Origin of the sequence: Pseudomonas sp. 21LCFQ02, assembly GCF_024129895.2 — a bacterium.
GTDB lineage: Bacteria > Pseudomonadota > Gammaproteobacteria > Pseudomonadales > Pseudomonadaceae > Aquipseudomonas.
Window position 1 is genome coordinate 5,905,550 of record NZ_CM178749.1, and the last position, 22,730, is coordinate 5,928,279.

Annotated in this window: 19 protein-coding genes; 16 read left to right on the forward strand and 3 right to left on the reverse strand. The window is 62.2% G+C overall.

Translation table 11 applies throughout. The features are described from left to right. Positions 1-9: 9 nt before the first annotated feature. From NJC40_RS26695 to NJC40_RS26750, 12 genes are all read left to right on the forward strand, one after another. Positions 10-1,188, forward strand: coding sequence for an acyl-CoA dehydrogenase family protein (locus NJC40_RS26695; protein WP_253141197.1), 1,179 nt, complete (start codon positions 10-12; stop codon positions 1,186-1,188). A gap of 832 nt (positions 1,189-2,020) precedes the next feature. Further along, positions 2,021-2,704: a methyl-accepting chemotaxis protein gene (locus NJC40_RS26700; RefSeq protein WP_373568456.1), complete on the forward strand. Its 684-nt coding sequence runs from the start codon at positions 2,021-2,023 to the stop codon at positions 2,702-2,704. A gap of 73 nt (positions 2,705-2,777) precedes the next feature. Next, complete coding sequence (locus NJC40_RS26705) at positions 2,778-3,143, forward strand: response regulator (protein WP_045481668.1); 366 nt, start codon at positions 2,778-2,780, stop codon at positions 3,141-3,143. Between the two features lie 4 nt (positions 3,144-3,147). Then, positions 3,148-3,468, forward strand: a complete 321-nt coding sequence (locus NJC40_RS26710) for an STAS domain-containing protein (RefSeq protein WP_045481672.1) — start codon at positions 3,148-3,150, stop codon at positions 3,466-3,468. Between the two features lie 3 nt (positions 3,469-3,471). Beyond that, the gene (locus NJC40_RS26715; RefSeq protein ID WP_253141195.1) at positions 3,472-5,589 is read left to right on the forward strand and encodes a chemotaxis protein CheA; all 2,118 of its coding nucleotides are present in this window, start codon (positions 3,472-3,474) and stop codon (positions 5,587-5,589) included. Positions 5,590-5,616: 27 nt separating this feature from the next. Next, on the forward strand, positions 5,617-7,248 hold the full coding sequence (locus NJC40_RS26720; protein WP_045481677.1) for a methyl-accepting chemotaxis protein: 1,632 nt from the start codon (positions 5,617-5,619) through the stop codon (positions 7,246-7,248). Positions 7,249-7,275: 27 nt separating this feature from the next. Then, positions 7,276-7,797 carry a chemotaxis protein CheW gene (locus NJC40_RS26725; protein ID WP_045481679.1) on the forward strand — a complete coding sequence of 174 codons (522 nt, stop codon included), beginning with the start codon at positions 7,276-7,278 and terminating at the stop codon, positions 7,795-7,797. A gap of 1 nt (position 7,798) precedes the next feature. After that, the gene (locus NJC40_RS26730; RefSeq protein WP_045481682.1) at positions 7,799-8,611 is read left to right on the forward strand and encodes a CheR family methyltransferase; all 813 of its coding nucleotides are present in this window, start codon (positions 7,799-7,801) and stop codon (positions 8,609-8,611) included. Further along, entirely contained in the window at positions 8,602-9,111 is a 510-nt protein-coding gene (locus NJC40_RS26735) for a chemotaxis protein CheD (protein ID WP_045481685.1), read from the forward strand. Before NJC40_RS26730 ends, NJC40_RS26735 begins: the two co-directional genes overlap by 10 nt. Next, positions 9,108-10,184, forward strand: coding sequence for a protein-glutamate methylesterase/protein-glutamine glutaminase (locus NJC40_RS26740; protein WP_253141194.1), 1,077 nt, complete (start codon positions 9,108-9,110; stop codon positions 10,182-10,184). The genes NJC40_RS26735 and NJC40_RS26740 overlap by 4 nt, the downstream gene beginning before the upstream one ends. A 176-nt stretch (positions 10,185-10,360) precedes the next feature. Continuing rightward, complete coding sequence (locus NJC40_RS26745) at positions 10,361-11,017, forward strand: response regulator (RefSeq protein ID WP_045481691.1); 657 nt, start codon at positions 10,361-10,363, stop codon at positions 11,015-11,017. Positions 11,018-11,117: 100 nt separating this feature from the next. Then, positions 11,118-12,428: an OprD family outer membrane porin gene (locus NJC40_RS26750; protein WP_253141193.1), complete on the forward strand. Its 1,311-nt coding sequence runs from the start codon at positions 11,118-11,120 to the stop codon at positions 12,426-12,428. 343 nt (positions 12,429-12,771) lie between these two features. Here the strand turns inward: NJC40_RS26750 and NJC40_RS26755 are convergent, their stop codons facing one another. After that, positions 12,772-13,677 carry a LysR family transcriptional regulator gene (locus tag NJC40_RS26755; RefSeq protein WP_253116738.1) on the reverse strand — a complete coding sequence of 302 codons (906 nt, stop codon included), beginning with the start codon at positions 13,675-13,677 and terminating at the stop codon, positions 12,772-12,774. A gap of 159 nt (positions 13,678-13,836) precedes the next feature. On the opposite strand from NJC40_RS26755, the gene NJC40_RS26760 reads away from it, so the two are divergent. The 4 genes from NJC40_RS26760 (at position 13,837) to NJC40_RS26775 (ending at position 19,804) form a co-directional block, all read left to right on the forward strand. Beyond that, a complete protein-coding gene (locus NJC40_RS26760; RefSeq protein ID WP_045481698.1) occupies positions 13,837-14,856 on the forward strand; it encodes an alpha/beta hydrolase in 1,020 nt (339 codons plus the stop codon). A gap of 60 nt (positions 14,857-14,916) precedes the next feature. Beyond that, positions 14,917-16,347, forward strand: a complete 1,431-nt coding sequence (locus tag NJC40_RS26765) for a mechanosensitive ion channel family protein (RefSeq protein ID WP_045481701.1) — start codon at positions 14,917-14,919, stop codon at positions 16,345-16,347. Between the two features lie 205 nt (positions 16,348-16,552). Beyond that, entirely contained in the window at positions 16,553-17,008 is a 456-nt protein-coding gene (locus tag NJC40_RS26770; protein WP_253141192.1) for a helix-turn-helix domain-containing protein, read from the forward strand. 30 nt (positions 17,009-17,038) lie between these two features. Then, entirely contained in the window at positions 17,039-19,804 is a 2,766-nt protein-coding gene (locus tag NJC40_RS26775; protein ID WP_253141191.1) for an ATP-binding protein, read from the forward strand. 65 nt (positions 19,805-19,869) lie between these two features. Here the strand turns inward: NJC40_RS26775 and NJC40_RS26780 are convergent, their stop codons facing one another. Continuing rightward, positions 19,870-21,342: an ATP-binding protein gene (locus NJC40_RS26780; protein ID WP_253141190.1), complete on the reverse strand. Its 1,473-nt coding sequence runs from the start codon at positions 21,340-21,342 to the stop codon at positions 19,870-19,872. 203 nt (positions 21,343-21,545) lie between these two features. Next, entirely contained in the window at positions 21,546-22,496 is a 951-nt protein-coding gene (locus NJC40_RS26785) for a GlxA family transcriptional regulator (RefSeq protein WP_253141189.1), read from the reverse strand. Positions 22,497-22,730 lie beyond the last annotated feature (234 nt).

Genomic DNA, 22,730 nt, shown 5'->3' on the forward strand with positions numbered 1-22,730 from the left:
GAATCACACATGAGCCTCACAAGTCTTCGTCAGCCTGTTGACGAACCAGAGTCGGCGGCAGCGTTCAGCGCCAGGCTGGCCGATATCAGCGCCCTGCTGGCCAGCACCGCCGAGCACTATGACCAAAGCGGCGAGTTTCCGCACGAGAACTTCCGCGTGCTGCACGAGCACGACCTGCTGGGTCTGACCGTGCCTGTTGAACTGGGCGGCGGCGGTGCCGACCTGCCCAAGGCGCTGGAGGTGATCAAGGCGGTGGCCAAAGGCGAGCCGTCCACGGCGCTGATTCTGGTCATGCAGTACATCCAGCACGCACGCCTGCAAGACAGCCTGCAGTGGCCGGAACACCTGCGCAAAAAAGTCGCCCTGGATGCCGTGCACAACGGTGCGTTGATCAACGCCCTGCGCGTCGAGCCCGACCTTGGCACGCCGGCGCGTGGCGGCCTGCCGGCAACCATCGCCCGGCGTACGGCGCAAGGCTGGCGCATCAGCGGGCGCAAGATCTATTCCACCGGCAGCCACGGCCTGACCTGGTTCGGCGTCTGGGGCCGCAGTGACGATCAAGACCCGCTGGTCGGTACTTATCTGGTGCACAAGGACACCCCGGGCATTCGCATCGTCGAAGACTGGGACCACTTGGGCATGCGCGCCACCAGCAGCCATGAGGTGATCTTTGAAGATGTGCTGATTCCGCTGGAACAAGCGGTCAGCGTCAGCCCCTGGAGCAACATCCGCGCCGAACTGGACCCGGCCGGGATGCTGTGGATGTCGGTGCTGCTCTCGGCGGTCTACGACGGTGTCGCGCACGCTGCGCGTGACTGGCTGGTGGCGTGGCTGGAGCAGCGCAAGCCATCCAACCTCGGCGCCTCACTGGCCACCCTGCCGCGCTTTCAGGAGGCGGTCGGGCACATCGATACGCTGCTGTTCGCCAACCACAATCTGCTGCATTCGGCCGCCCACGGCCAGGTGCCCAGCCAGCATGCCGCACAGATCAAATACCTGGTCACCAACAATGCCCAGCGTGCCGTGGAAATCGCCCTGGAGGCCAGCGGCAATCCTGGGCTGTCACGCAGTAACCCATTGCAACGCCACTACCGTAACGTGCTGTGCGCCAGGGTCCACACGCCGCAAAACGACACCGTGCTGCAAGGCATCGGCAAGGCCGTGTTCAGTGCCCGCAGCGCCCCTTAAGGGCAGCTCTGAGCGCCTGCAAGCCCTTAATAGAACCTCTGATAGCAACGGGGCATCTGCCATGAAGCAGGTGCTCCGTTTTCGCATATGGCACCTTGAAATCATGCACCGAATCACCTGTCAACCGGGGCAGAAGTACTCCAATGCAACACTTTCTTTCCAAATAGCGCCACCTGACCAGAGTCCCGGACCACGACCCTTAAGCCAATTTCCTAGACACAGCCAATGCAAATGACTAAACGCGGATTCGACCGTCCCTGCCAAGTCGTTGCGGCAGAAGGCATTAGGCTGACTGCTCAGTCAAGTCTTCCGGTGACCGAGGCTAATAAGTCCCCCCATGACCCGCTGGTCGGATTAGGGGTTGCCCCGATATTGACGTCAAATTGCCATCGCTATGATCCCCGGACTTTCAGGTAATCGAATGGATGCGAGGATGTTGATTTATCTTGCTTTCTGGGTAGGCCTCGCACTCGGTGCCACTGGACTCGCATTGAGCCAGAGCCTGGTCATCATCGCCGGCCTGCTGATCATTGCCTGCGCCACCGTGGTGGTGCAACTGCGCAAACCCGCCCCGGCTGCAGACCCGGTTGTCCCCACAGAACCCGGCACCCCCTCGCCAGCGCCTGACGTGCCGGCCCTGCTGCACACCGTGGTGCCCAGCTGGAGCGACAGCATCGCCCAGAGCCGCGACCTGCTGCAAAGCAACATCGGCGACCTGTTCGAGCGCTTCAGCAACATTGCCAGCCGCCTTGAAAGCAGCCTGGGTAATTCGGAAAACATCCTGGCCAACGGCGGCGTCGGCACCAGCCTGCGCGATGCCAACCAGCGCCTGATGGAAGTCACCCACGCCTTCGAAGCCAGCAGCAAGCGTCAACAGGCGCTGATCGACACCATCAGCCAGCTCGACAGCTATGCCAGCCAGTTGCAGCAGATGGCCAAGCGGGTGCAGGAAATCGCCAGCCAGACCAACCTGCTGGCCCTCAATGCCGCCATCGAGGCTGCTCGTGCCGGTGAACATGGCCGGGGCTTTTCGGTGGTTGCCGACGAAGTGCGCAAGCTTTCTTCACTGTCGGCCGAGACCGGCCAGGGCATGGACATCAAGGTCGAAGAGATCAACCACGCGATCCAGTCGACCATCAGCGCCGCCGCCGAGCTGGGTGAAAGCGAACGCAGCAACCTGGCGTTCCTGGATGCGTCGGTCAAGACCGTGATGAGCCACCTTGAAGACAACCTCAATGAGCTGTCCGGCGCCTCTCACACCCTGCAGCGTGATGCCCGCGATACCCAGCAGGACATTCAGGCGATCATGATCAGCCTGCAATTCCAGGACCGCGCCGACCAGATGCTCGACCACGTCCAGAGCGACCAGCAGCAGTTGCTCGACGCCTTGCAGCAACAGGACGCCAGCTTGCACGACCCGCGTGCCTGGCTCGACCGCCTGCGCCAGCGCTTCACCACCGAAGAGGAACGCCACGGGCGAACCCAGACCACTGCCAGTGAAGTCACGTTCTTCTAGAACCCTGGCGAGCGAATTCGTTGTAGCTGTTTTTTCTGTGTTTATTGCCTTTTCCTTTGCGAGGAACTCCAACATGGCCAAGACCGTAATGATCGTCGATGACTCTTCTTCGATGCGCCAACTGGTGAAGATGAGCCTGACCAGCGCCGGCCATCAAGTGATCGAAGCCAGCGATGGCCGTGACGCACTGAACAAACTGACCGGGCAGAAAATCAACCTGATCATCAGTGACGTGAACATGCCCAATCTGGACGGCATCGGCCTGGTCAAGGCGGTCAAGGCCCGCCCCGAGTACCGCTTCACACCGATCATGATGCTCACCACCGAAAGCGAACAGTCGAAGAAAGCCGAAGGCCAGGCCGCTGGCGCCAAAGCCTGGATCGTCAAGCCGTTCCAGCCCCAACAGTTGCTGGCGGCAGTCGAAAAGCTGATGGGCTGAGCCCATGTTCACCCTCAGCCACCCGACCCCGGACGCACCGGCGCTGCTACACGCCGCCGGTGACCTGACGATCTACGAAGTCCAGCAGGCCCTTGAGCAACTCAAGGCGCTGCTGCCCGCCGCCAGTGATGCAGCCTGGCAACTGGACCTTTCCGGTATCGCTGAACTCGACAGTGCCGGTGCGCAATTGCTGCTGGCGCTGCACCAGAGCCTGGCGGCTTATGGGCAGCAGCCCGAAATCATTGCGGCCTCGCCCAGCGTGATCGAACTGGCCGGGTTGCTGGCCCTGGATGTACTTCACCCCACCGCCCCGGCCGAGGATTGACCCATGTTCAGTGGCGATCAGTGGAACCAACTGCTGCAAGGCTTTCTGGATGAAGGCCGTGACTTGCTCAAGGACGCTGAAGACAGCCTGCTACGCCTGGAAATCAGTCCCGAGGATGACGAAGCAGTCAATCAACTGTTCCGCGCCGTGCACACCCTCAAAGGCTCGGCGGGTATTTTCTCGCTGACCGCGCTGGTCAACCTCACCCATCATCTGGAAAGCCTGTTGATGATGGTGCGTGACGGTCAGTTGACCCTGACCTCGCAAATGACCTCGCTGATGCTGACCTGCATGGACGAGCTGAGCACCCTGCTTGAAAGCGTCGACGACAACGGCCAGTTGAACGTCGATGAAAGCCGTCACGCGCCGCTGATTGCCGCGCTGTCGGCGGCCCAGGGACATGCCCCGCAAGCGCAGGACAGCCCGCCACACCCGGTGGCGGGCACCCCGGACGAGCTCGACGTACATGACTGGCAGATCAATATCGGTTTCGCCCGCGAGCTGTTCGAAAATGGCTTCGACCCGGCCGCCTTTGTCCGTTACCTGAAAAAGCTCGGGGCCATCACCGAGCTGCAGACCGACACTGCCGGCCTGCCGACATTGCACGAGCTGGACCCGCATCAGTGCTACCTGAGCCTGGCAATCACCCTGCGCAGTGCTGCCGGACGGGAGCAGATCGTCGACGTGTTCAGCTTTATCGAAGACTTCTGCACGCTTGAAATCGAGCGGCTGGATGGCGGGTTTGCCGATTACCGGCACCCGGACGATCAGGCGCCAACCCAGGCCGACAACGCCGCGTTGCCGATGCAGGTTATTGGCGATTCGTCGCAAACGATTGCGCCAGCGGCCGCGCAACCGCCCGCCAGACACACCGCTCAAGCAGGCGCCGCAGCCGCCGAGCGCACCGCACCCCGAGAAAAGCGCAGCAGCGAAAACACCCTGGTCAAAGTTTCGGCCCATAAGCTCGATGAGTTGATCAATCTGGTCGGCGAACTGGTGATCAGTACCGCCGGCGCGCAGATGCAGGCCAAACTGTCTGGCGACACCCGCTGCATCGAAAGCACCCAGGCGGTGTTCCAGCATGTCGAGCAGATCCGCGAGAGCGCCCTGAAGCTGCGCATGGTCGAGGTCGGCGAAACCTTCAACCGCTTCCACCGCGTGGTGCGCGACGTGAGCCAGGAGCTGGACAAGAAGATCCAGTTGACCATCCGTGGCGGCGAGACCGAACTGGACAAATCGGTGATCGACAAGATCGCCGACCCGCTCACCCATCTGGTGCGCAACGCCATCGACCACGGCATCGAACCGGGCGCCGAGCGGCTGGCCGCCGGCAAGCCCGAAGAAGGCAACCTGAGCCTTAACGCCTATCACGACTCTGGCATGATCGTGCTGGAAATCAGTGACGACGGCCGCGGCCTGAACACCGCACGGATTCTGCAAAAGGCCATCGACAAGGGCATGGTCGAAGCCGACGCGCAACTCAGCGACCGGGACATTCATGCACTGATCTTCGAACCCGGCTTTTCCACTGCCGAGCAGGTCTCCAACCTGTCTGGCCGTGGCGTGGGCATGGATGTGGTGCGCAGCGCCATCGACCAGTTACGCGGCCTGATCGAGATCGATTCGGTGGCCGGCTTTGGCTGCACCTTCCGTATCCGCCTGCCGCTGACCCTGGCGATCATCGACGGTTTTCTGGTCAGTGTCGGCAACGACAGCTTCGTCATCCCGCTGGACATGGTCACCGAATGCATGGAGGCCAGCGAACAGACGCTGGACAAAGGCTACGGCTACCTCAACCTGCGCGGCAACCCGCTGCCGTGCATCACCCTGGACAGCCATTTCGGCCTCGACAGCGAGCCGGTGCGCCGGCGCAACATCGTGGTGGTCAGCCAGGGCCGCCAGCAGGCCGGGCTGATCGTCGATCAGTTACACGGCGAGCTGCAAACCGTGATCAAACCGCTGGGCAAGATGTTCCAGCACCTGCGCGGGATCAGTGGCTCGACCATTCTCGGTTCCGGGCAGGTCGCGCTGATTCTCGACATCCCCAGTCTGTTCCGTCATTTGCAGGCCCTGGTCGATACCCCCGCCCCGAGCCAGGCCAACGTCGCCAACGCCCACTAGTTCATTGCCGCTTTCAGGAGATTCAGCATGCAGTTCATTCGAAACATGAAGATAGGCTTGAGGTTGACCCTGGGCTTTCTGGTGGTGGTGGCACTGACCATCGTCATCGGCCTGATCGGTATCCGCAATCTGGACCAGGTCAACTCGCTGTCAGACCGTATGTATGAGGTCGATATCGAAGGCATGACCCAACTTCAGGAAGCCAACATTCAATTGGTTACCGTAGGCCGATCACTGCGTGGTGCCTTGTTGGCCACCAATCAGGCTGACCGCGAGAAAATGCTCAGCTCCACATTGACGGCGCTGGACCTGACCCGCCAGCAGATCGTCAAGGGTCGCGAGAATTTCCTGACCAAAGAAAGCCTGGAACGCTACGACCAGATGAATGCGCCGTTCACCGAATATGAAACGCTCGTCAAACAACTGGTCAACATCAGCCGCAGCTCCAGCCAGTTCCAGGAAGCTAATGAAATCACTGAATTGTTGCCCAAAGCCGTGGCCAGCGGTGACGTGATTGATCGTATGCTGGGTGAAATGGTCGCGCATAAAAAGAATCGTGCAGGCGAAGCCAACACTGAAATCACCAACATCTATCTGGACTCGCGCGTGCAGATGATTGGCCTGCTGGTCGCCGCGACCCTGTTGGGCATGCTGATCGGCGTGCTGGTCACCCGCAGCATTACCAAACCGCTCAACGATGCCGTGGTCGCTGCCAACCGCATGGCCGCCGGTGATCTGAGCCAGGACGTGCAGGTCAATAGCAAGGACGAAACCGGCCAGCTGCTGGCCTCGATGCAGAACATGGCGGTGCGCCTGCGCAGCATTCTCGGTGACGTGCGCAGCGCGGCCGATGCATTGTCTTCGGCCTCCGAGCAGGTCAGTTCCACCTCGCAGTCGCTGAGCCAGGCCGCCAACGAACAGGCCGCCAGTGTCGAGCAGACCAGCGCCTCGGTCGAGCAGATGTCAGCCTCCATCGCCCAGAACACCGAGAGCGCCAAGATCACTGACGGGATTGCCGGCAAAGCGGCCAACGATGCCGTACAGGGTGGCGGCGCCGTGGGTGACACGGTGCTGGCCATGAAGCAGATTGCCGACAAGATCAGCATCATCGACGACATCGCCTACCAGACCAACCTGCTGGCGCTTAACGCGGCCATTGAAGCGGCCCGTGCCGGCGACCACGGCAAAGGCTTTGCGGTCGTGGCTGCCGAAGTTCGCAAGCTGGCCGAACGCAGCCAGGTCGCCGCTCAGGAAATCGGTCAGGTCGCCTCCAGCAGCGTACAACTGGCCGAACAGGCCGGTCGCCTGCTCAACGAAATCGTGCCGAACATCCAGAAGACCTCCGACCTGGTTCAGGAAATCACCGCAGCCTCGCAGGAACAGAGTGGCGCAGCCGGGCAGATCAATATCGCCATGGGCCAGATGAACCAGATCACCCAGCAGAACGCCTCGGCCTCGGAAGAACTGGCCGCCACCGCCGAAGAGATGAACGCCCAGGCCGGCCAGTTGCAAGAGTTGATCGGCTTCTTCCGCTTCGACGAGAACGCTGCCAACCGGCCACTGCCACGGGTCAATGACACCTTCAGCGGCGGCACCCCACCGTCCTGGTCGCGTGGCAAGAGTCAGGTCGACGAAGGCCAGTTCGTCAGCTTCGGCTGACCGGACCTGTTCAGGAAGAGCACAGCCATGAACCTTGCCCAGAGTTCCGATTCATCGTTCGACGCAGCTCACGCGCTGAGCGTGCAGCACCTGTCGTTTCGGGTCCGTGACGCCGCCTATGCGTTGCCGATCGACCTGGTGCGGGAAATCATCGAGTACCACGACGTCACCTCGGTACCGATGATGCCCGCCTTCATTCACGGGGTGATCAACCTGCGCGGCAATGTGGTGCCGGTGCTGGACCTGGCAGCGCGGTTCGGCTTCGAGCTGACCCGCCCTGACAAGCGCACCTGCATCGTGATCATTGACCTGGCGATGGAAGAGCATCACCAGCGCATCGGCCTGGTGGTCGATGCGGTGGATGCGGTGCTGGACATCGACCCGCAACTGGTGGTGCCGCCACCGCCATTCGGTGCCGGGATCCGGACTGACTTCATCGCCGGCATGGCCCGTAACGAGCAGAGCTTTACGATCATCCTCAATGTTGCGCAGGTGCTATCGCTCGACGATATCCGCCAGCTCAGTCTTGCCGTGAGCAAGGGCAGCTGACATGGCCGATGCACTGAAGCTGCCGGGGCTCGGCGACAGCGAGTTCCGCCACCTGCAAAAGCTCATGGCCGAGGCCTCGGGGATCCAGATGGCCGACAACAAACGGCCACTGGTGGCGGGCCGGTTGATGAAACGCCTGCGTCATTACCGGCTCGACAGTTTCACCGCGTACCTGCGCATGATCGAGCAGCCGCTGTACCGTCAGGAGCGCCGGCTGGTGGTGGACTTGCTGACCACCAACGAGACCTACTTTTTTCGTGAACACCCGCACTTCGATTGCCTGGGCGAGTGGCTGACCCGTCAGCGCGGGCCGTTGCGGCTATGGAGCGCGGCCTGCTCGTCGGGCGAAGAGCCTTACAGTATGGCCATGGTGCTCAGCGAACACGCCACCACCAAAGACTGGTCGATCACCGCCAGCGACCTGAGCCTGAGCATGCTGCGCAAGGCCCAGGAAGGTATCTACGACATCAGCCAGGCCAAGTACTTTCCTGAAGGCTGGCTGCAGCGCTATTGCCTGAGCGGGGTTGGCGACATGAGCGGGCGCTTTCGGGTCCAGGCGGCGCTGCGTGAGCGCCTGAACCTGCGCGAAGTCAACCTGGTCCAGCCGCTGGTCGAGGACCTGGGCCTGTTCGATGCGATTTTTCTGCGCAATGTGCTGATCTACTTCGATGGCGAGGAAAAGCGCCGCATCGTGCAGCGCATCGTTGGTCAGTTGCGTCCCGGCGGACTTCTGTTCATCGGCCACGCCGAAAGCATCCATGGCCTGCAATTACCGCTCAGGCTGATTCAACCCTCGGTATACGAATGTCTGTAAGTTCTTCGCTGTTCTTGCGCCCCGGCGATTATTTCTTTGGTCGCCACAACGGTCCGGTCACGACGCTGCTGGGCAGTTGCGTGTCGATCATTCTCTGGCACCCGCGCTGGCGTCTGCTCTCGGTGTCCCATTACGTGCTTCCCCGCGAACCGGGTCAGCCGGGCTTGCGCAACGATCCGCTCGACACCCGTTACGGCGACGCGGTGTTCCGCCGCCTGCATGCCGACATGCTGCGTCATGGCACCCGCCCGTGTGAATACCGCAAGAGCATTTTTGGTGGCGGCACCCTGAGCAGCCCGCTCGGGCGCATCGCCTGCCGGGTCGGACATAGCAACAGCGAGTTCGCCCATCGGCAGTTCAGCCTGCGCAACTGGCCGGTGGATCACTGCGATACAAATGGCGACCATTACCGCCGCCTGCTCGTCGACGGCAGCAGTGGCCGCATCGACTGCGAGCGCAAACTGATGCGCCTGCCGGTCAGACCCAGGTGGGTATCATGATCAAGGTCTTTATCGTCGATGACTCGGCGCTGGTGCGTCAGGTGCTGACCAGTTGCCTGGACAATCACCCCGGCATTAAGGTCATCGGCCATGCCGGTGATCCGCTGTATGCCATCGACAAGATGCGCCGTGACTGGCCGGACGTGATCATTCTCGATATCGAGATGCCGCGCATGGACGGCCTGACCTTCCTGCGCCAGATCATGAGCGAACGCCCGACCCCGACGCTGATCTGCTCGACGCTGACCGAAAGCGGTGCGGGTGTCTCCGTGGAAGCCCTTTCTGCAGGCGCTGTGGGGGTCTTCACCAAGGCCCGGCTGGGCCTGCGCCAGAGCCTGGAGCAGATGTCCAGCGAGTTGATCCGCACCATTGAAGAGGCGGCGCGTACCCGCCCCGGCGCCTTCAGGCCTGTGGCAAGCGCCTTGCAACACCAGAAAAACAAAGCAACCCCAACGGCGCCGCCAAGCGCACCGACAGGCTTGTTGCACACCACCGATCGGGTGGTGGCACTGGGTTGCTCGACCGGCGGCACCCAGGCACTGGAATACGTGCTTCGTCAGTTGCCACGTGACTGCCCGGGCATTGTGATCGTTCAACACATGCCGGAAAAATTCACCGCTGATTTCGCCCGTCGGTTAAACAACCTGTGTCAGATTGAAGTGCGCGAGGCCAGGCATCTGGATCGCGTCCACAGCGGTCTGGCACTGGTCGCCCCCGGCGGATTCCATATGCAGCTCAAACGCAGTGGCGCGCATTACCAGGTCGAAGTCCTCGATGGTCCCCCCGTCAATCGCCACAAACCTTCGGTAGATGTGCTGTTTCGCTCCGTCGCCCGGCATGCCGGGGCCAATACCCTGGGCGTGATCATGACCGGCATGGGCGACGACGGGGCACGCGGGCTGCTGGCGATGCGCGAGAGCGGCGCCCAGACCGTGGCTCAGGACGAGACCAGTTGCGTGGTCTTTGGCATGCCCAAGGAAGCGATCCGGATGGGCGCTGCACAAACGATTGAACCGTTATCCAGAGTCCCGCTGCTGATCCAGCAATTCGGTGACCATGCTCGACACGGCTGAGGGAGGTTGCCGGAACAACGATATGGACGTCTCCCCCTGTGGGCGTCTGTAAAACACATTGTGGCCAGCAGGCATATTCAGACCGGTCTGGCCCCGTGCCACGCCCCACACGGGATACAACAACGCCGCCTGAACACAAGGACGGCATTTATTCCCACGCGACACAGGCCTGATCTATGCCTTGCCGAATTTTGCTCGCTGATGACTACCCACTGTTTCGGGCCGGTATCCGGGCGCTGCTGGAAAAACAACATGACTACGAGATCGTCGGTGAGACCGGCGATACGTTGAGCACTGTAGAACTGGCCGTGGTGCTGGCCCCGGAAATCGTCATGCTGGACATGTCCATAGAACGCACGGCCAGTGTGCACACACTCGAAGAACTGGCGCTGCATGCGCCGGCCTGCAAGGTTTTGATGCTGTCGATGCACACGGACTCGGAGTTCGTCATGAAGTGCCTGCAACTGGGCGCCCATGGTTATCTGCTCAAGAGTGCCAGTGTGCTGGAACTGGAGCTGGCGCTGCAGTCATTGCGCAGCGGCGGGCAGTATCTGTCGTCGGCAGTGGTGCCGATGGTGGTCAGCCAGGCGGTGAAAAAAACCCTGGTGCAGCCGACCCGCAGCAGTAATGTGGCGCTGACCGAACGCCAGCTGGAGATTCTGCGCCTGATCGCCCGTGGCGAGTCGACACGCTCGATTGCCGGCGGCCTGGGGTTGTCGGTCAAGACCGTCGAGGCCCATCGCTCGCAGGTCATGCATCGCCTGGGCATTCACGATATCGCCAGCCTGGTGTTGTTCGCGGTACGTGAAGGGATTATCGAGGTCAATGACTGAGCGTTTTCAGGCTCAGCTAAAAGCCGGACACGACACATCTGCTCAAGCCATGCCTGGTCAGCCGGGTCAAAGTTAGCGTTTTGGCTCAGAGGCGTCTGGCATGCGCAGTTTTGTTCTGTTCAACGGGCTACTACTTACCGCCCTGGCTCATGGCGCGCAGGCTCAGGACAACAGCTTTTGGCAGGACGCCCAGGCTGGCGTACTGGCACGTAATTACTTCCTGCACAACGACTACCGTAACGACCGGGTTCGCGAGCAGAACTACAGTCAGGAGTGGGCGCAGGGGTTTATCGGCCACTTCAATTCCGGCTTTACCTCAGGCAACGTGGGCCTGGGAATCGATGCGCATGGTTTTGTCGGCCTGCGCCTGGACAGTGGTCGCGGCACGGCGGGTACCGGCCTGCTGCCGCTGGACAGCGATGGCCGCGCCGAACCGGATTACTCCTCGGCAGGCGCGGCACTGAAGCTGCGCCTGGGCGCCACGCAGTTGCGCGTGGGCGAGATGGAGGTCGAGACACCGGTGTTCGACACCGCCGACAAGCGCCTGCAACCGGAGTACGCCACTGGCTGGTTGCTCGACAGCCTTGACGTGCCGGGCGTGCGCCTGGTGGCCGGGCGCTTTACCGCGTTCAAGAACCAGAACCAGTCCACCGGCCGTGGCGATTTCGATGGCTACGGCGCCAGCACCGCCGGACAGAGCATCAGCCTGGCCGGGATTGAAAGCCGCAGTGACCAAGCGCTGGGCGGTGCGTTGTATATCGGAGAGTTGAGCGACACCTGGCGGCAGTATTACGGCAACCTGCATGGCGGTCATCTGCTGGGTCCCCAGACGCGGTTTGACTGGGATGCCAACCTGTATCGCACACTGGACAGTGGTCAGGCGAGTGCCGGTGCGATTGCCAATACGGCGGCCAGCCTGCTGCTGAAACTGACCCATGCCCGGCAGGCTTTCAGTTTCGGTTACCAGAAGATCCATGGTGATACGCCGTTCGACTTTGTCGGCGGTGATTCGATCTATCTGGCCAACTCGATCAAGTACAACGACTTCAATGGCCCTGGCGAGCAGTCCTTTCAGGCGCGTTACGACCTGGATCTGGGTGATGTGTTTTCGGGTTTGAGTTTTATGGGCCGCTATGTGCGCGGCAGTGGTATCGATGGCACCGATGCGCCACGCGGTGGTGCGTACAACCGGTTTGCTGGCGCTAAGGATCGCTATGTGCCGTTGCAAGGCAAAGGTGGCAGGCATTGGGAACGCGACCTGACTCTGGCCTACAAGGCCCCGGCAGGCGCCTTGCAGGGGCTGTCGGTGGAGTTGTCGTATGTGACCCATCGGGGCAATGCGGCGCAGGGTAATAACGATCTGGATCGGCTGTATGTGGTTGTGCAGTATCCGTTGGATATCTTGCGTTGAGCAGGCGCGGCCGTGCAACGATCCGCTTTAGCCGCAAAACTGTTGATCGATTGTGGTTGCAGGAGATGGGCTGATCATACATTCACTTAGGCACTGTGTGCCCCCGGTGGGAGCGACCTTGGTCTGGGTGGCACTCCGACGAAGAGGCCAGTAAAAGCACTACATCTGCTGCGAATGTGCCGCCGTCTTCGCTAGCAACCGGAGCGCCGGCCGGCAGCTCCCACCGGTCTAATTGAGCAGGAGCAGCCGGGCCGGTAAAACCGGTCCATCTGCTCGTTATGCACGACTGCATTCGCCAGCAGAGCTGGCTCCCACAAAGACCGCATCGACCTTAAATGATCAGCTACGGTCGATCCCCGGTTTCAATACTGCCTTGCAAGCGCTCTTTGAGAAACTCGATAAACGCCTGCACCGGCCGGGAAGTCTGGCGGTGTTGCGGGTAGACCGCCGAGAGGGTCAGCGGTGGCGGGCGCAAGTCGTCGAGGACCCGCACCAGGCTGCCGCTGCGCAGTGCCGCGCCAACGATGAAGGTCGGCAGGTAGGTGATGCCCAGCCCGGCAATCGCCGCGTCGCGCAGCAGGTCACCGTTGTTGACCCGCATGCGGCCGGTGACGTTGATCAGCGTCGGTTTGCCCGGCCCGTCGAAGCGCCATTGCACCTGGCGGCTGTGGCCGTAAGGCAGGCAGTCGTGCTCGTGCAGTTGTTCCGGTGCGGTCGGGTGGCCGCGCTCGGCCAGGTACACGGGGCTGGCGCAATACACCCGTTCGATACTCGCGATACGTCGGGCCACCAGCGACGAATCTTCCAGGGTGCCGATACGCAGCACCAGATCGTAGCCTTCGCTGATCAGGTCCACCGGCCGGTCGCTGAGGTCCACTTCGATGCTCACGTCCTTGTAGCGTTGCAGGAACAACGGCACCAGGCAGCCAAGGTGGGCGATGGCGAACGACAGCGGTGCACTGACCCGGATAGTGCCGCGCGGTTCGTTGTTCTGGCCGGCGATGCCCTGTTCGACCTGCTCCACTTCACTGAGCAGGCGCAGCGATGATTCGTAGTAACTCTGTCCCAGCGGCGTGACGTCCAGGCGCCGGGTCGAGCGGTTCAGCAAGCGGACCCCGAGGCGTTCTTCAAGCTGCATCAGGCGCCGGCTGACGAACTGCTTGGACAGGCCGAGTTTGTCGGACGCCGCCGTGAAACTGCCCGATTCCATGACCTGGCAAAAGATACGCATGTCTTCAAACGGGTTCATTGTCTCTTCCAGATTGACAGTTAAACGCCTTATACCCGCTTTTTCCGGTTTCGACAGCAAATTAATCTGTGTCCACGGTGCAGCTGAGGCAAGACGCCATCAGCCACACCGAATTCTTCTGCCTGAATAACCCAACTCTGAATACCCAAGGACACTTTCATGAAATCGATCAAGATCAGCCTTGTTGCCAGCCTGCTCGCCCTGTCGGTCAACAGCGCTTTTGCCGCTGGCAGCCCAGGCGTTGAACACGATACCCAGGCGTTTCTCGAAGCCCTCGCCGCCGGCGGTGGCAAGCCGCTTGAGCAACTGAGCCCCAAGGATGCCCGTGCGGTGCTGACCGGCGCCCAGGCCTCGGTGAAGGTTGATCTGTCGGGCGTTGAAGTGACGCCGCGGACCATCACGGTGGACGGTCAGGCGATCAACCTGCAGATCGTCCGCCCGGCCAAGGTCAAGGGTGACTTGCCAGTGTTCATGTTCTTCCACGGCGGCGGCTGGGTGCTGGGCGACTTCCCGACCCACCAGCGGCTGATCCGCGACCTGGTGGTCGGCTCCGGTGCGGTGGCGGTGTATGTCGACTACACCCCGTCGCCTGAGGCTCAGTACCCGACCGCGATCAACCAGGCTTACGCCGCGACCCGCTGGGTGGCCGAGCATGGCAAGCAAATCGGCGTCGATGGCAAGCGCCTGGCAGTGGCTGGCAACAGTGTCGGCGGCAACATGGCCGCGGTGGTGGCGCTGATGGCCAAAGAACAGAAAGCCCCCGCACTGCGCTTCCAGTTGCTGCTGTGGCCGGTGACCGATGCCAACTTCGATAACGGCTCGTACAACCAGTTTGCCGAGGGCCACTTCCTGACCAAGGGCATGATGAAGTGGTTCTGGGACAACTACACCACCAACGCTGCCGAGCGCGCCCAGGTGCATGCCTCGCCGTTGCAGGCCAGCCCCGAGCAACTGCGCGGCCTGCCGCCAGCGCTGGTGCAGACCGCCGAGTTCGACGTGCTGCGTGACGAAGGCGAGGCTTACGCTCGCAAGCTTGATGCCGCCGGGGTACCGGTCACCGCAGTGCGCTACAACGGCATGATCCATGACTACGGCCTGCTCAACCCGTTGACCCACATCCCTGAAGTGCGCTCGGCCATGCGTCAGGCCGCCGGCGAACTGAAAGCTCACCTGAACTGACCACTACCAGACCAGGCGCTGCCCTCACAGCGCCTGGTCTCTTTTTTCGGAGTCGCCACCATGTCCTTCGTACTCAGCCATCCCCTGCTGTGGGGCGCCGTTATCCTGCTGGCCGATGTCTCGCTCTGGTATCTGGTGCCGCTGCATCTGCGGGCCGCCCGGGTGGCCATGCGTCTGGCGCTGTTCGTGCTTTACACCAGCCTGTTGATCAACAGCGGCATCAGCCCGCTACTGGCGCCCAGCTGGCCTGACGACAGCGTGATGCAACTGGGCGCGACGGCACTGGCGATTCTGTGGTGGCTGTTTGCGGCGCGGACCATGACCGTGCTGATCGGTCTGGCGCTGATGCGCCGGATCGGCCAGAGCGGCCGCTTGCTGCAGGACGTGTTCGGTGCGCTGATCTTCCTGGCCTGTGTGGTGGCCGCTGCCGGTTATGTGCTGGAGCTGCCGGTCAAGGGGCTGCTGGCGACTTCCGGGGCGATGGCGATCATCGTCGGTCTGGCCTTGCAGAGCACCCTGAGCGACGTCTTCAGCGGCATCGTGCTCAACACCACCAAGCCCTATCAGGTGGATGACTGGGTGACCATCGACGGTGTGGAAGGCAAGGTGGTGGACGTCGACTGGCGCGCCACCCACTTGCAGACCAGCGCCGGTGCTACCGCCGTGGTCCCCAACTCGGTGGCGGCCAAGGCCAAAATCGTCAACCTCAGCCGGCCCAGCAACATGCACGGGGTGTCGATCAGCATTCAGGTGCCCAAGCATGTCCGCCCACGCCGGGTGCTCGACGCTCTGCAACGTGCCCTGCAAGGCAGCGACAGCCTGCTGCTGACTCCGGCGCCCAAAGCGGTGCTCAAGGAATCGGGCGAAACCATGGCCGAGTATGTGGCCAGCGGTTTCATCGCCGAACTGTCGCGCAAGGGTGAAGTACGCAACCAGTTGTTTGACCTGGCCCACCGGCACCTGGAAGCGGCCGGCATCATCCGCCAGAGCGAGGGCAATGCGGTACCGATTTCCCGGGCCAGGGCGCTGCTTGATGAGGTCAAGGTGTTCCGTTCACTGAGCGAGGAAGAACGCGATGCACTGGCCGAGGCCATGACCGCCGAGCAGTACGTCGCAGGCCAGGTGGTGCTGGATGTGAACGAGGTGTCCGAGTCGCTGTTTGTGATTGCCACAGGAGTGGTCAGTGCGGCGGTGCCCGATGGCGACAAACAGGTCGAGGCCGGGCGCATGGGGCCCAGCGAGATCATGGGTGAGCAGAGCGTGCTGGGCGATACCCCGTCCGAAGCCAGCTTCACCGCCATGACCTCAAGCATCATCTACCGCATCGACAAGGCCACCGCACGGGCCTGCCTGGAGAAATGCAAACAGGTCAACCGGGCCTTCAACAAGCTTCAGGCGGTGCGCCAGAACAACGCGCACAGTGTGTTACTGGCCCGCCCCGCACAAACCCGCAAAAACGGCTTCCTGAGTTGGTTGCAACGCCGCAACTGATCCCGCCAATGCTCTAGCCCGCAGCCTTGCGGGCCGATTTAAAAAGCAAAACGCCACCATCAGCGTTTGCAGAATTAACAACGATTAACTCGTCAGCCACGTGTGTACGACCAAGAATGGCGGCCTCTGTGCAGACTTTTGCCCATGCAAAGTGCGGGTCCTGTTCAAGGCTCAAATGCCTCCCCGAGACTTACGGACAATTGCCATGACTCAAGATTCCCGACCAACGCGCGTTCTTCCCTGTCAGATCTGTTTACGCCTGCACAGCCGCAAGCGCCCCGCGTCGGCAGACAGTGGTGGCTTGACACCCTGGCGCGAGAAGCTCGCCATGCAACTGATTCTGGACAACCTCAGTGAGAACATCGAAGTGACCGGGCTGGCCAAAGCCTGTGCGTTGTCACGCAGTTACTTCTCGCGGGCGTTCAAGGCCAGCACCGGCTTGTCACCTCAGGAATGGATCCGCGAACAGCGAATTCTGCGCGCCAAGTGCCTGATCGCCCATACCAGCATGAGCCTGACCCAGATCAGCCAGGAATGCGGGTTTTGCGATCAGTCACACTTTTCGCATATCTTCTCGCGCAGCGAAGGCATTACTCCGCTGACCTGGCGTGGCCATGCCTTGAAGAACCGTCATGATCACGGCTTGCGGATCGCCACCTGAGACCATTCGCCCATGCCAAGGAGTGCGCTGATGCCATCGACCCATGAGCAGCCCCTGCAGTTAGGGCCTTTGCGCATCTACCCCGAGCAACGCCTGGTGCTCGATGCCGACCAGCCGCTGCGCTTGTCTGGCCGGGCGCTGGACATTCTGCTGGTGCTGCTCGAACACCCCGGCGAAGTGGTCAGCCGTCAGACCCTGATGAGCCGGGTCTGGCCCACCAGCGTGGTCGAGGACAGCAACCTGCGCGTGCATATGGCAGCACTGCGCAAGGCACTTGGGGATGGCCAGGCCGGCCAGCGGTATATCGTCACCGTGGCCCAGCGCGGCTACAGCCTGGTCGCGCCGGTGGTGCGCCTGCAACAGCCCGCACCCGGCCCGGACAGCGACACGCCGATTCATCTGAACCACAACCTGCCGGCGCGCCAGGCACGGATGATCGGCCGCCAGCCACTGGTCCAGGCCCTGGCGGTGAAGTTACAAAGCCAACGCCTGATCACCCTCACCGGCCCCGGCGGCATCGGCAAGACCTCCGTGGCGTTGCACGTTGCACACTCGCTGGTCGGTGATTACCGCGACGGCATCCGCTGGCTGGACCTTGCCGCGCTCAGCGACCCATTGCTGGTCGCCGCACAACTGGCTGCGCTGCTCGATCAGGCCCCGGCCGACGGCGACGCACTGGGCCAGTTGTGCAACTGGTTACGCGACCGCCAACTGCTGCTGGTGATCGATAACTGCGAGCATCTGATCGATGCGATTGCCGTGCTTTGCGAGCGGCTTCTGCGCAGCGCACCTCAGGTTCATATTCTCACCACCAGCCGCGAGAGCCTGCGCGCCGAGGGCGAAGTCATTCAGCGCCTCGATGCCTTGGCCTGCCCGCCTACCGAATTGACCAGCCAGGTCGAAGCCATGGGCTTTGCCGCCTTGCAGTTGTTCGTCGAGCGCGCCATGCACAGCCAGGCGCATTTCGACCTGAGCCCGGCCAGCCTGGCGCTGGCCAGTGACATCTGTCGCCGCCTGGAGGGCATTCCGCTGGCCATCGAACTGGCCGCCGCGCAACTGGCCAGCCTGAGCCTGGAAGACCTGCAGACCCAACTGCAGGACAGTGTGGGATTGAGCATCACCGCTCACCCGGACAGCACTGGCCGTCATCAGACCCTGCTGGCGACCCTGGACTGGAGCTTTAACCTGCTCGAACCGGCCGAGCAGCTCTGCCTGTGCCGGCTGGCCGTATTCAAGAGCCGCTTCAGCCTGGAGTCGGCGCTGGCAGTGGCCGGCGACCCGGCGCTGTCGGCGGCGCTGCTGTGCAATACCATCAGCCAGTTGGCCAACAAATCGCTGTTGAGTGTCGAGGCCGGTGATGAAACGGTGTTCTACCGCCTGCTCGACACCACCCGGCATTACGCGCTGGCCAAGCTGCGCCAGCGCAACGAACTGCCCGAAACCCTCAAACGCCATGCCGAGCACTGCCTGGCGCTGATGCAGCAGGCGCGCCACGACTGGCACAACCTGCCCACCCGGCAATGGATGCAACGCTACACCCGCAGCCTGGAAGACATTCGCGAGGTGCTCGACTGGGGTTTGAATGGCGAGGGTCCGCAGGCCCTGGCGATTTCGCTGGTCGCGCACTCGGCGCCGCTGTGGCAGGAACTGTCGCTGCTCAAAGAACACGGTGTGTACGTGCGCAAGGCCTTGCAAGCGCTGCAACACAGTGACCAGCCATGCCCGCCACTGGAATTGCAACTGCGCCTGGCGCTGGGCAACTACAGCTACCACAGCCGCGGCGCCAGTCTTGAAACCGTCGACGCCTTCAATGAAGCAAGACGCCTGGCCGATCAGGCCGGTGACGCCGACGGCCGGTTACGTGCGGTGTCCGGGCTCACAGCGGTCAATCTGTGCGGCGGTGATTATCAGGCGGCGGTGTTGCAGAGCCAGCAGTTCGAGCAATTGGGTGACGCGCCGATCACCGACCTCAGCGCCCTGCGTCTGCAAGTATTGGCCCTGCACTACAGCGGTCAGCAGACCCAGGCACGCCAGTGCGCCGAGCAAGCCCTGCAGCGCCTGAGTCACAGCGGACACTTGAACCGCTTCAGCCATGGCTTTGGCATTCAGTACGATCAAAGTGTGGCGGCGCTGACGATTCTGGCGCGAATTCTCTGGCTGCAAGGCAGGCCCGCCGAAGCCCGGCGTACCGCAAACCAGGCACTGGAGATTGCTCTGCAGATCGACCACGGCCTGTCGATCTGCTACACCCTGGCCCTGGCCGGCTGCCCGATTGCCCTGGCCGAAGGACAAACTCAACTGGCCCACCAACGGGTCCGGCAACTGCATGCTCATGCCCACAAACATTCGGTGTTGTTGTTCTACACCTGGGCCCAGCATTACGCCCGCCTGCTCGACTTGCCCGTGCAACCGGCCAGCCCGGCCAGCGGCCTGTTGCGCGACATTCTGCTGAGCCTGCGCGGCGGCACGGTAGACGCCCGGCAACTGGAACGTGCGCGCAATGGCGAAGCGGGTTGGTGCGCCGCTGAAATACTGCGTTGTCATGCCCAGCAGCAACCGGATGAAATCGCTCAGGATCAACTGCAACAGGCGCTGGACCTCGCCCGCCAGCAAGGCGCTGTGCTTTGGGAGTTGCGCTGTGCGCTGAGCCTGGCACGGTTATGGTTGCGCCAGCACCGCCCTGCCAGGGCCAGAGAGTTGCTGCAACAGGTGCTCAATAGCAGCGAGGCCGATTGCGATCTGGCCGAACAGCGGCTGGTCACAAGCCTGCTGCACAGTTTGCAGGAGCCGCTTTAGCGGCAATACTGTTCAATTAGGCACTGCATACCTCGGTGGGAGCGACCTTGGTCTGGGCGGCGATCCTACGCGCTCGCCAGGCTGTATTGCGGGTATCCCATGTAACGCTCGTAGCAAACCTGCAACGCCGGATATTCGCCACAGGCCTGCAAGCGACGCAAGGCATGTACCCGTACGGTATTGAGCAAGCGATAACGCACGGTCTGGTGATCGACCCTCACCGTCAACAACGACTTTGCTTCAAGCAGCACCAGCACATTGCGCAATTGATCCGGCCCGAAATCCTCGCAACACACCACTGCGCTTGCTGCTTGCCAGGTGAAGTCCAGGGCGAAGATCGCCAGGCGGCGCAGCAGGGTTTGCTCTTGCTCGCTCAGGTGCGCATGACTCCAGTCCAGCGCGGCGCCCAGTGACTGATGGCGGGCTACGGCGGTGCGACGACCGAGGCTCAGCAGCCACTGGCCATTGCTCATTTGCGCACGCAGGCCCGACAGCGCGAATACATCAAGCTGCGAGGCAAGCAGTTCGATTGCCAATGGCAGGCCGTCGAGCTGTCGGCAGATCTCGGTCACTGCGCTCAGGTCCTGTTCACGCAGCCGGTAATCCGGCTGACACGCCTGCACCCGGCTCACCCATAACTGCACGGCCGAGCAGGCCAGCACCTGCTGCCGGTCGTGCATGGCGGCACGTGACGGCACCTCCAGTGCGGGCACCGGCAAACAGTATTCGCCACGCGCATACAACGGCTGCCTGCTGGTGGCCAGGATCGTCAGTTGCGGTGCCTGCGCCAGTAAGCCTTCACCCCACTGGCGGCAGACGTGGGGCAGGCATTCGGCGCTGTCGAAGATCAACAGGCATTGGCGCACGGCCAAGGCTTCGCCCAGCACATCCAGCGCGGGTCGACCCGCCGCGTCGAGTTGCAGCAAGGCCACCAGTTGCTCAAGCAGTTGCTCCGGCGCCGCGCTGGAACAGTCGAGCAGCCACACCCCATCCCGGTAATGCCCGACCAGTAGCTCAGCGGCCCGACACGCCAGCCGGCTCTTGCCGACGCCCGCCGGGCCGGTGAGGGTTATCAGGCGCCGGGCAGACAACTGCCGGGCCAGGCTGGCCACCTGTTCATTGCGGCCGATCAGCGGGGTCAGCATGGCCGGCAGGTTATGCTGCGCCACGACCTCACCGGTCGACCAGCCGGCATCTTCGCCTTGCGAAACCTGCGCGACAAAGCTGTAGCCGCGCTGCGCGATGGTTGCGATGTAGCGCTGGCCATCGCGCCCGCCGCCAAGGGCGCGGCGCAATGCAGCGATGTGCACCCGCAGGTTGACCTCCTCGACCACCGAGTCAGGCCAGACCTGTTCGATGATCTGCTGTTTGCTGAGCACTTGACCGGCCTGCTCGACCAGCACCTGAAGAATATCCAGGGCGCGCCCGCCCAGGGTCAACGCCACACCACCGCGCATGACTTGCCGCTGACGCACGTGCAAAGCATAGGGACCGAACAGCAGCACCGCGTCGCCGGAGGTATTGTTCAGATTGTTCATGCGCACTCCCGCGCGCTGCACGGGGAACCGCCCGGTCAGCACCTGACTTTGAAGAATTAACCAGTGTTAATCTTCGCAGCCACAGCGCGTGAGACAACCGCGCCGGGGGGCCCGATACGGTCAATCCGGTGCGCTATCCGGACACCGGGCTGGCTGAACGGCTGCTGAACGCATTGAGTTTGTATGGCGATAGTGTTCAACCGCTAGCTGAACTGCTCGCGATACTGATTAGGCGTCAGCCCCAACCGGGCGCTGAACAATGAACGCATGTGCCGCACGCTGCCAAAGCCGCTTTTATAAGCAATGGTCTTGAGCGGCAGGTCGGTGGTTTCCAGCAGGCTGCGGGCGCCATCGATGCGCGCACTCTGGAGGAACTCCATGGGTGTCATCTGTAGTTCGCGAACAAACAAACGAGAGAAGTGCCGGGCGCTCATGTTGGCCAGGGCCGCCATGCGCTCGACGGTAAACGGCTCGCCCAGTTGCTCCAGCACCTGGTTCTGCACCTTGGTGACCACACTTTCCTGAGGGGCCACGGCAGTCATCAGCGGGCTGAACTGCGCCTGGCCGCCCTGGCGCTTCATCAGCACCAGCAGCACCTTGGCCACGTCCTGGGCAACTTTTTTGCCATGATCCCGGGCGACCACTGCCAGGGCCAGGTCGATGCCTGCCGTCACGCCGCCAGAGGTCAGCAGGTTGCGGTCCTGAATGTAGATCTGATCGGTTTCCACCCGCGCCTTGGGCACCCGCTTGATCAGCCGCTCGGTATAGTGCCAGTGAGTGGTGACCCGATAGCCATCGAGCAGCCCGGCATCCCCCAGAATGAACGCCCCGGTGCAGATTGAGCCAAACCACTGCGCGCGTTGCACTGCCTCCGGCAGCCAGGCAAGCACTTGCGGCATCTGCCGGTCATAAGCCCCCGGCCCGCCCGGAATCAACAGCAGATCGCAGGCATCGTTGGCCTGTTCGATCGCCAGGTCAGCCTGCACCACGACCCCGTTAGAGGCCCGCAACGCACCGGGTTCGGAGCCGATGGTCACGATCCGGTAATGGTTTTCCGGCGCCAGGTAACGGTTGGCGATGGAAAACACCTCCAGCGGCCCGGACATATCGAGCAGCAGGAAATCGGGGAACAGCAGCATGGCCACGGTTTTCATGAGGGCTGGATCATGGCGGTAGCGGTGCTCATCAATGAATGTCTGGATCGCGTCAACTTGACCAAAAACGGACACAATTCTTAACGAGCGTTTTACCAGATAATTCAACGCGGGGAAAGAACTGTCAACTGCAAAGCGACAGTCATTCATGATTGAGCCACTTATTGCGACAGTCTGATCGCAGTAATCTTGTTCTCAACAGATCGGCACCTGAATCACCAGGGCCGACACCGA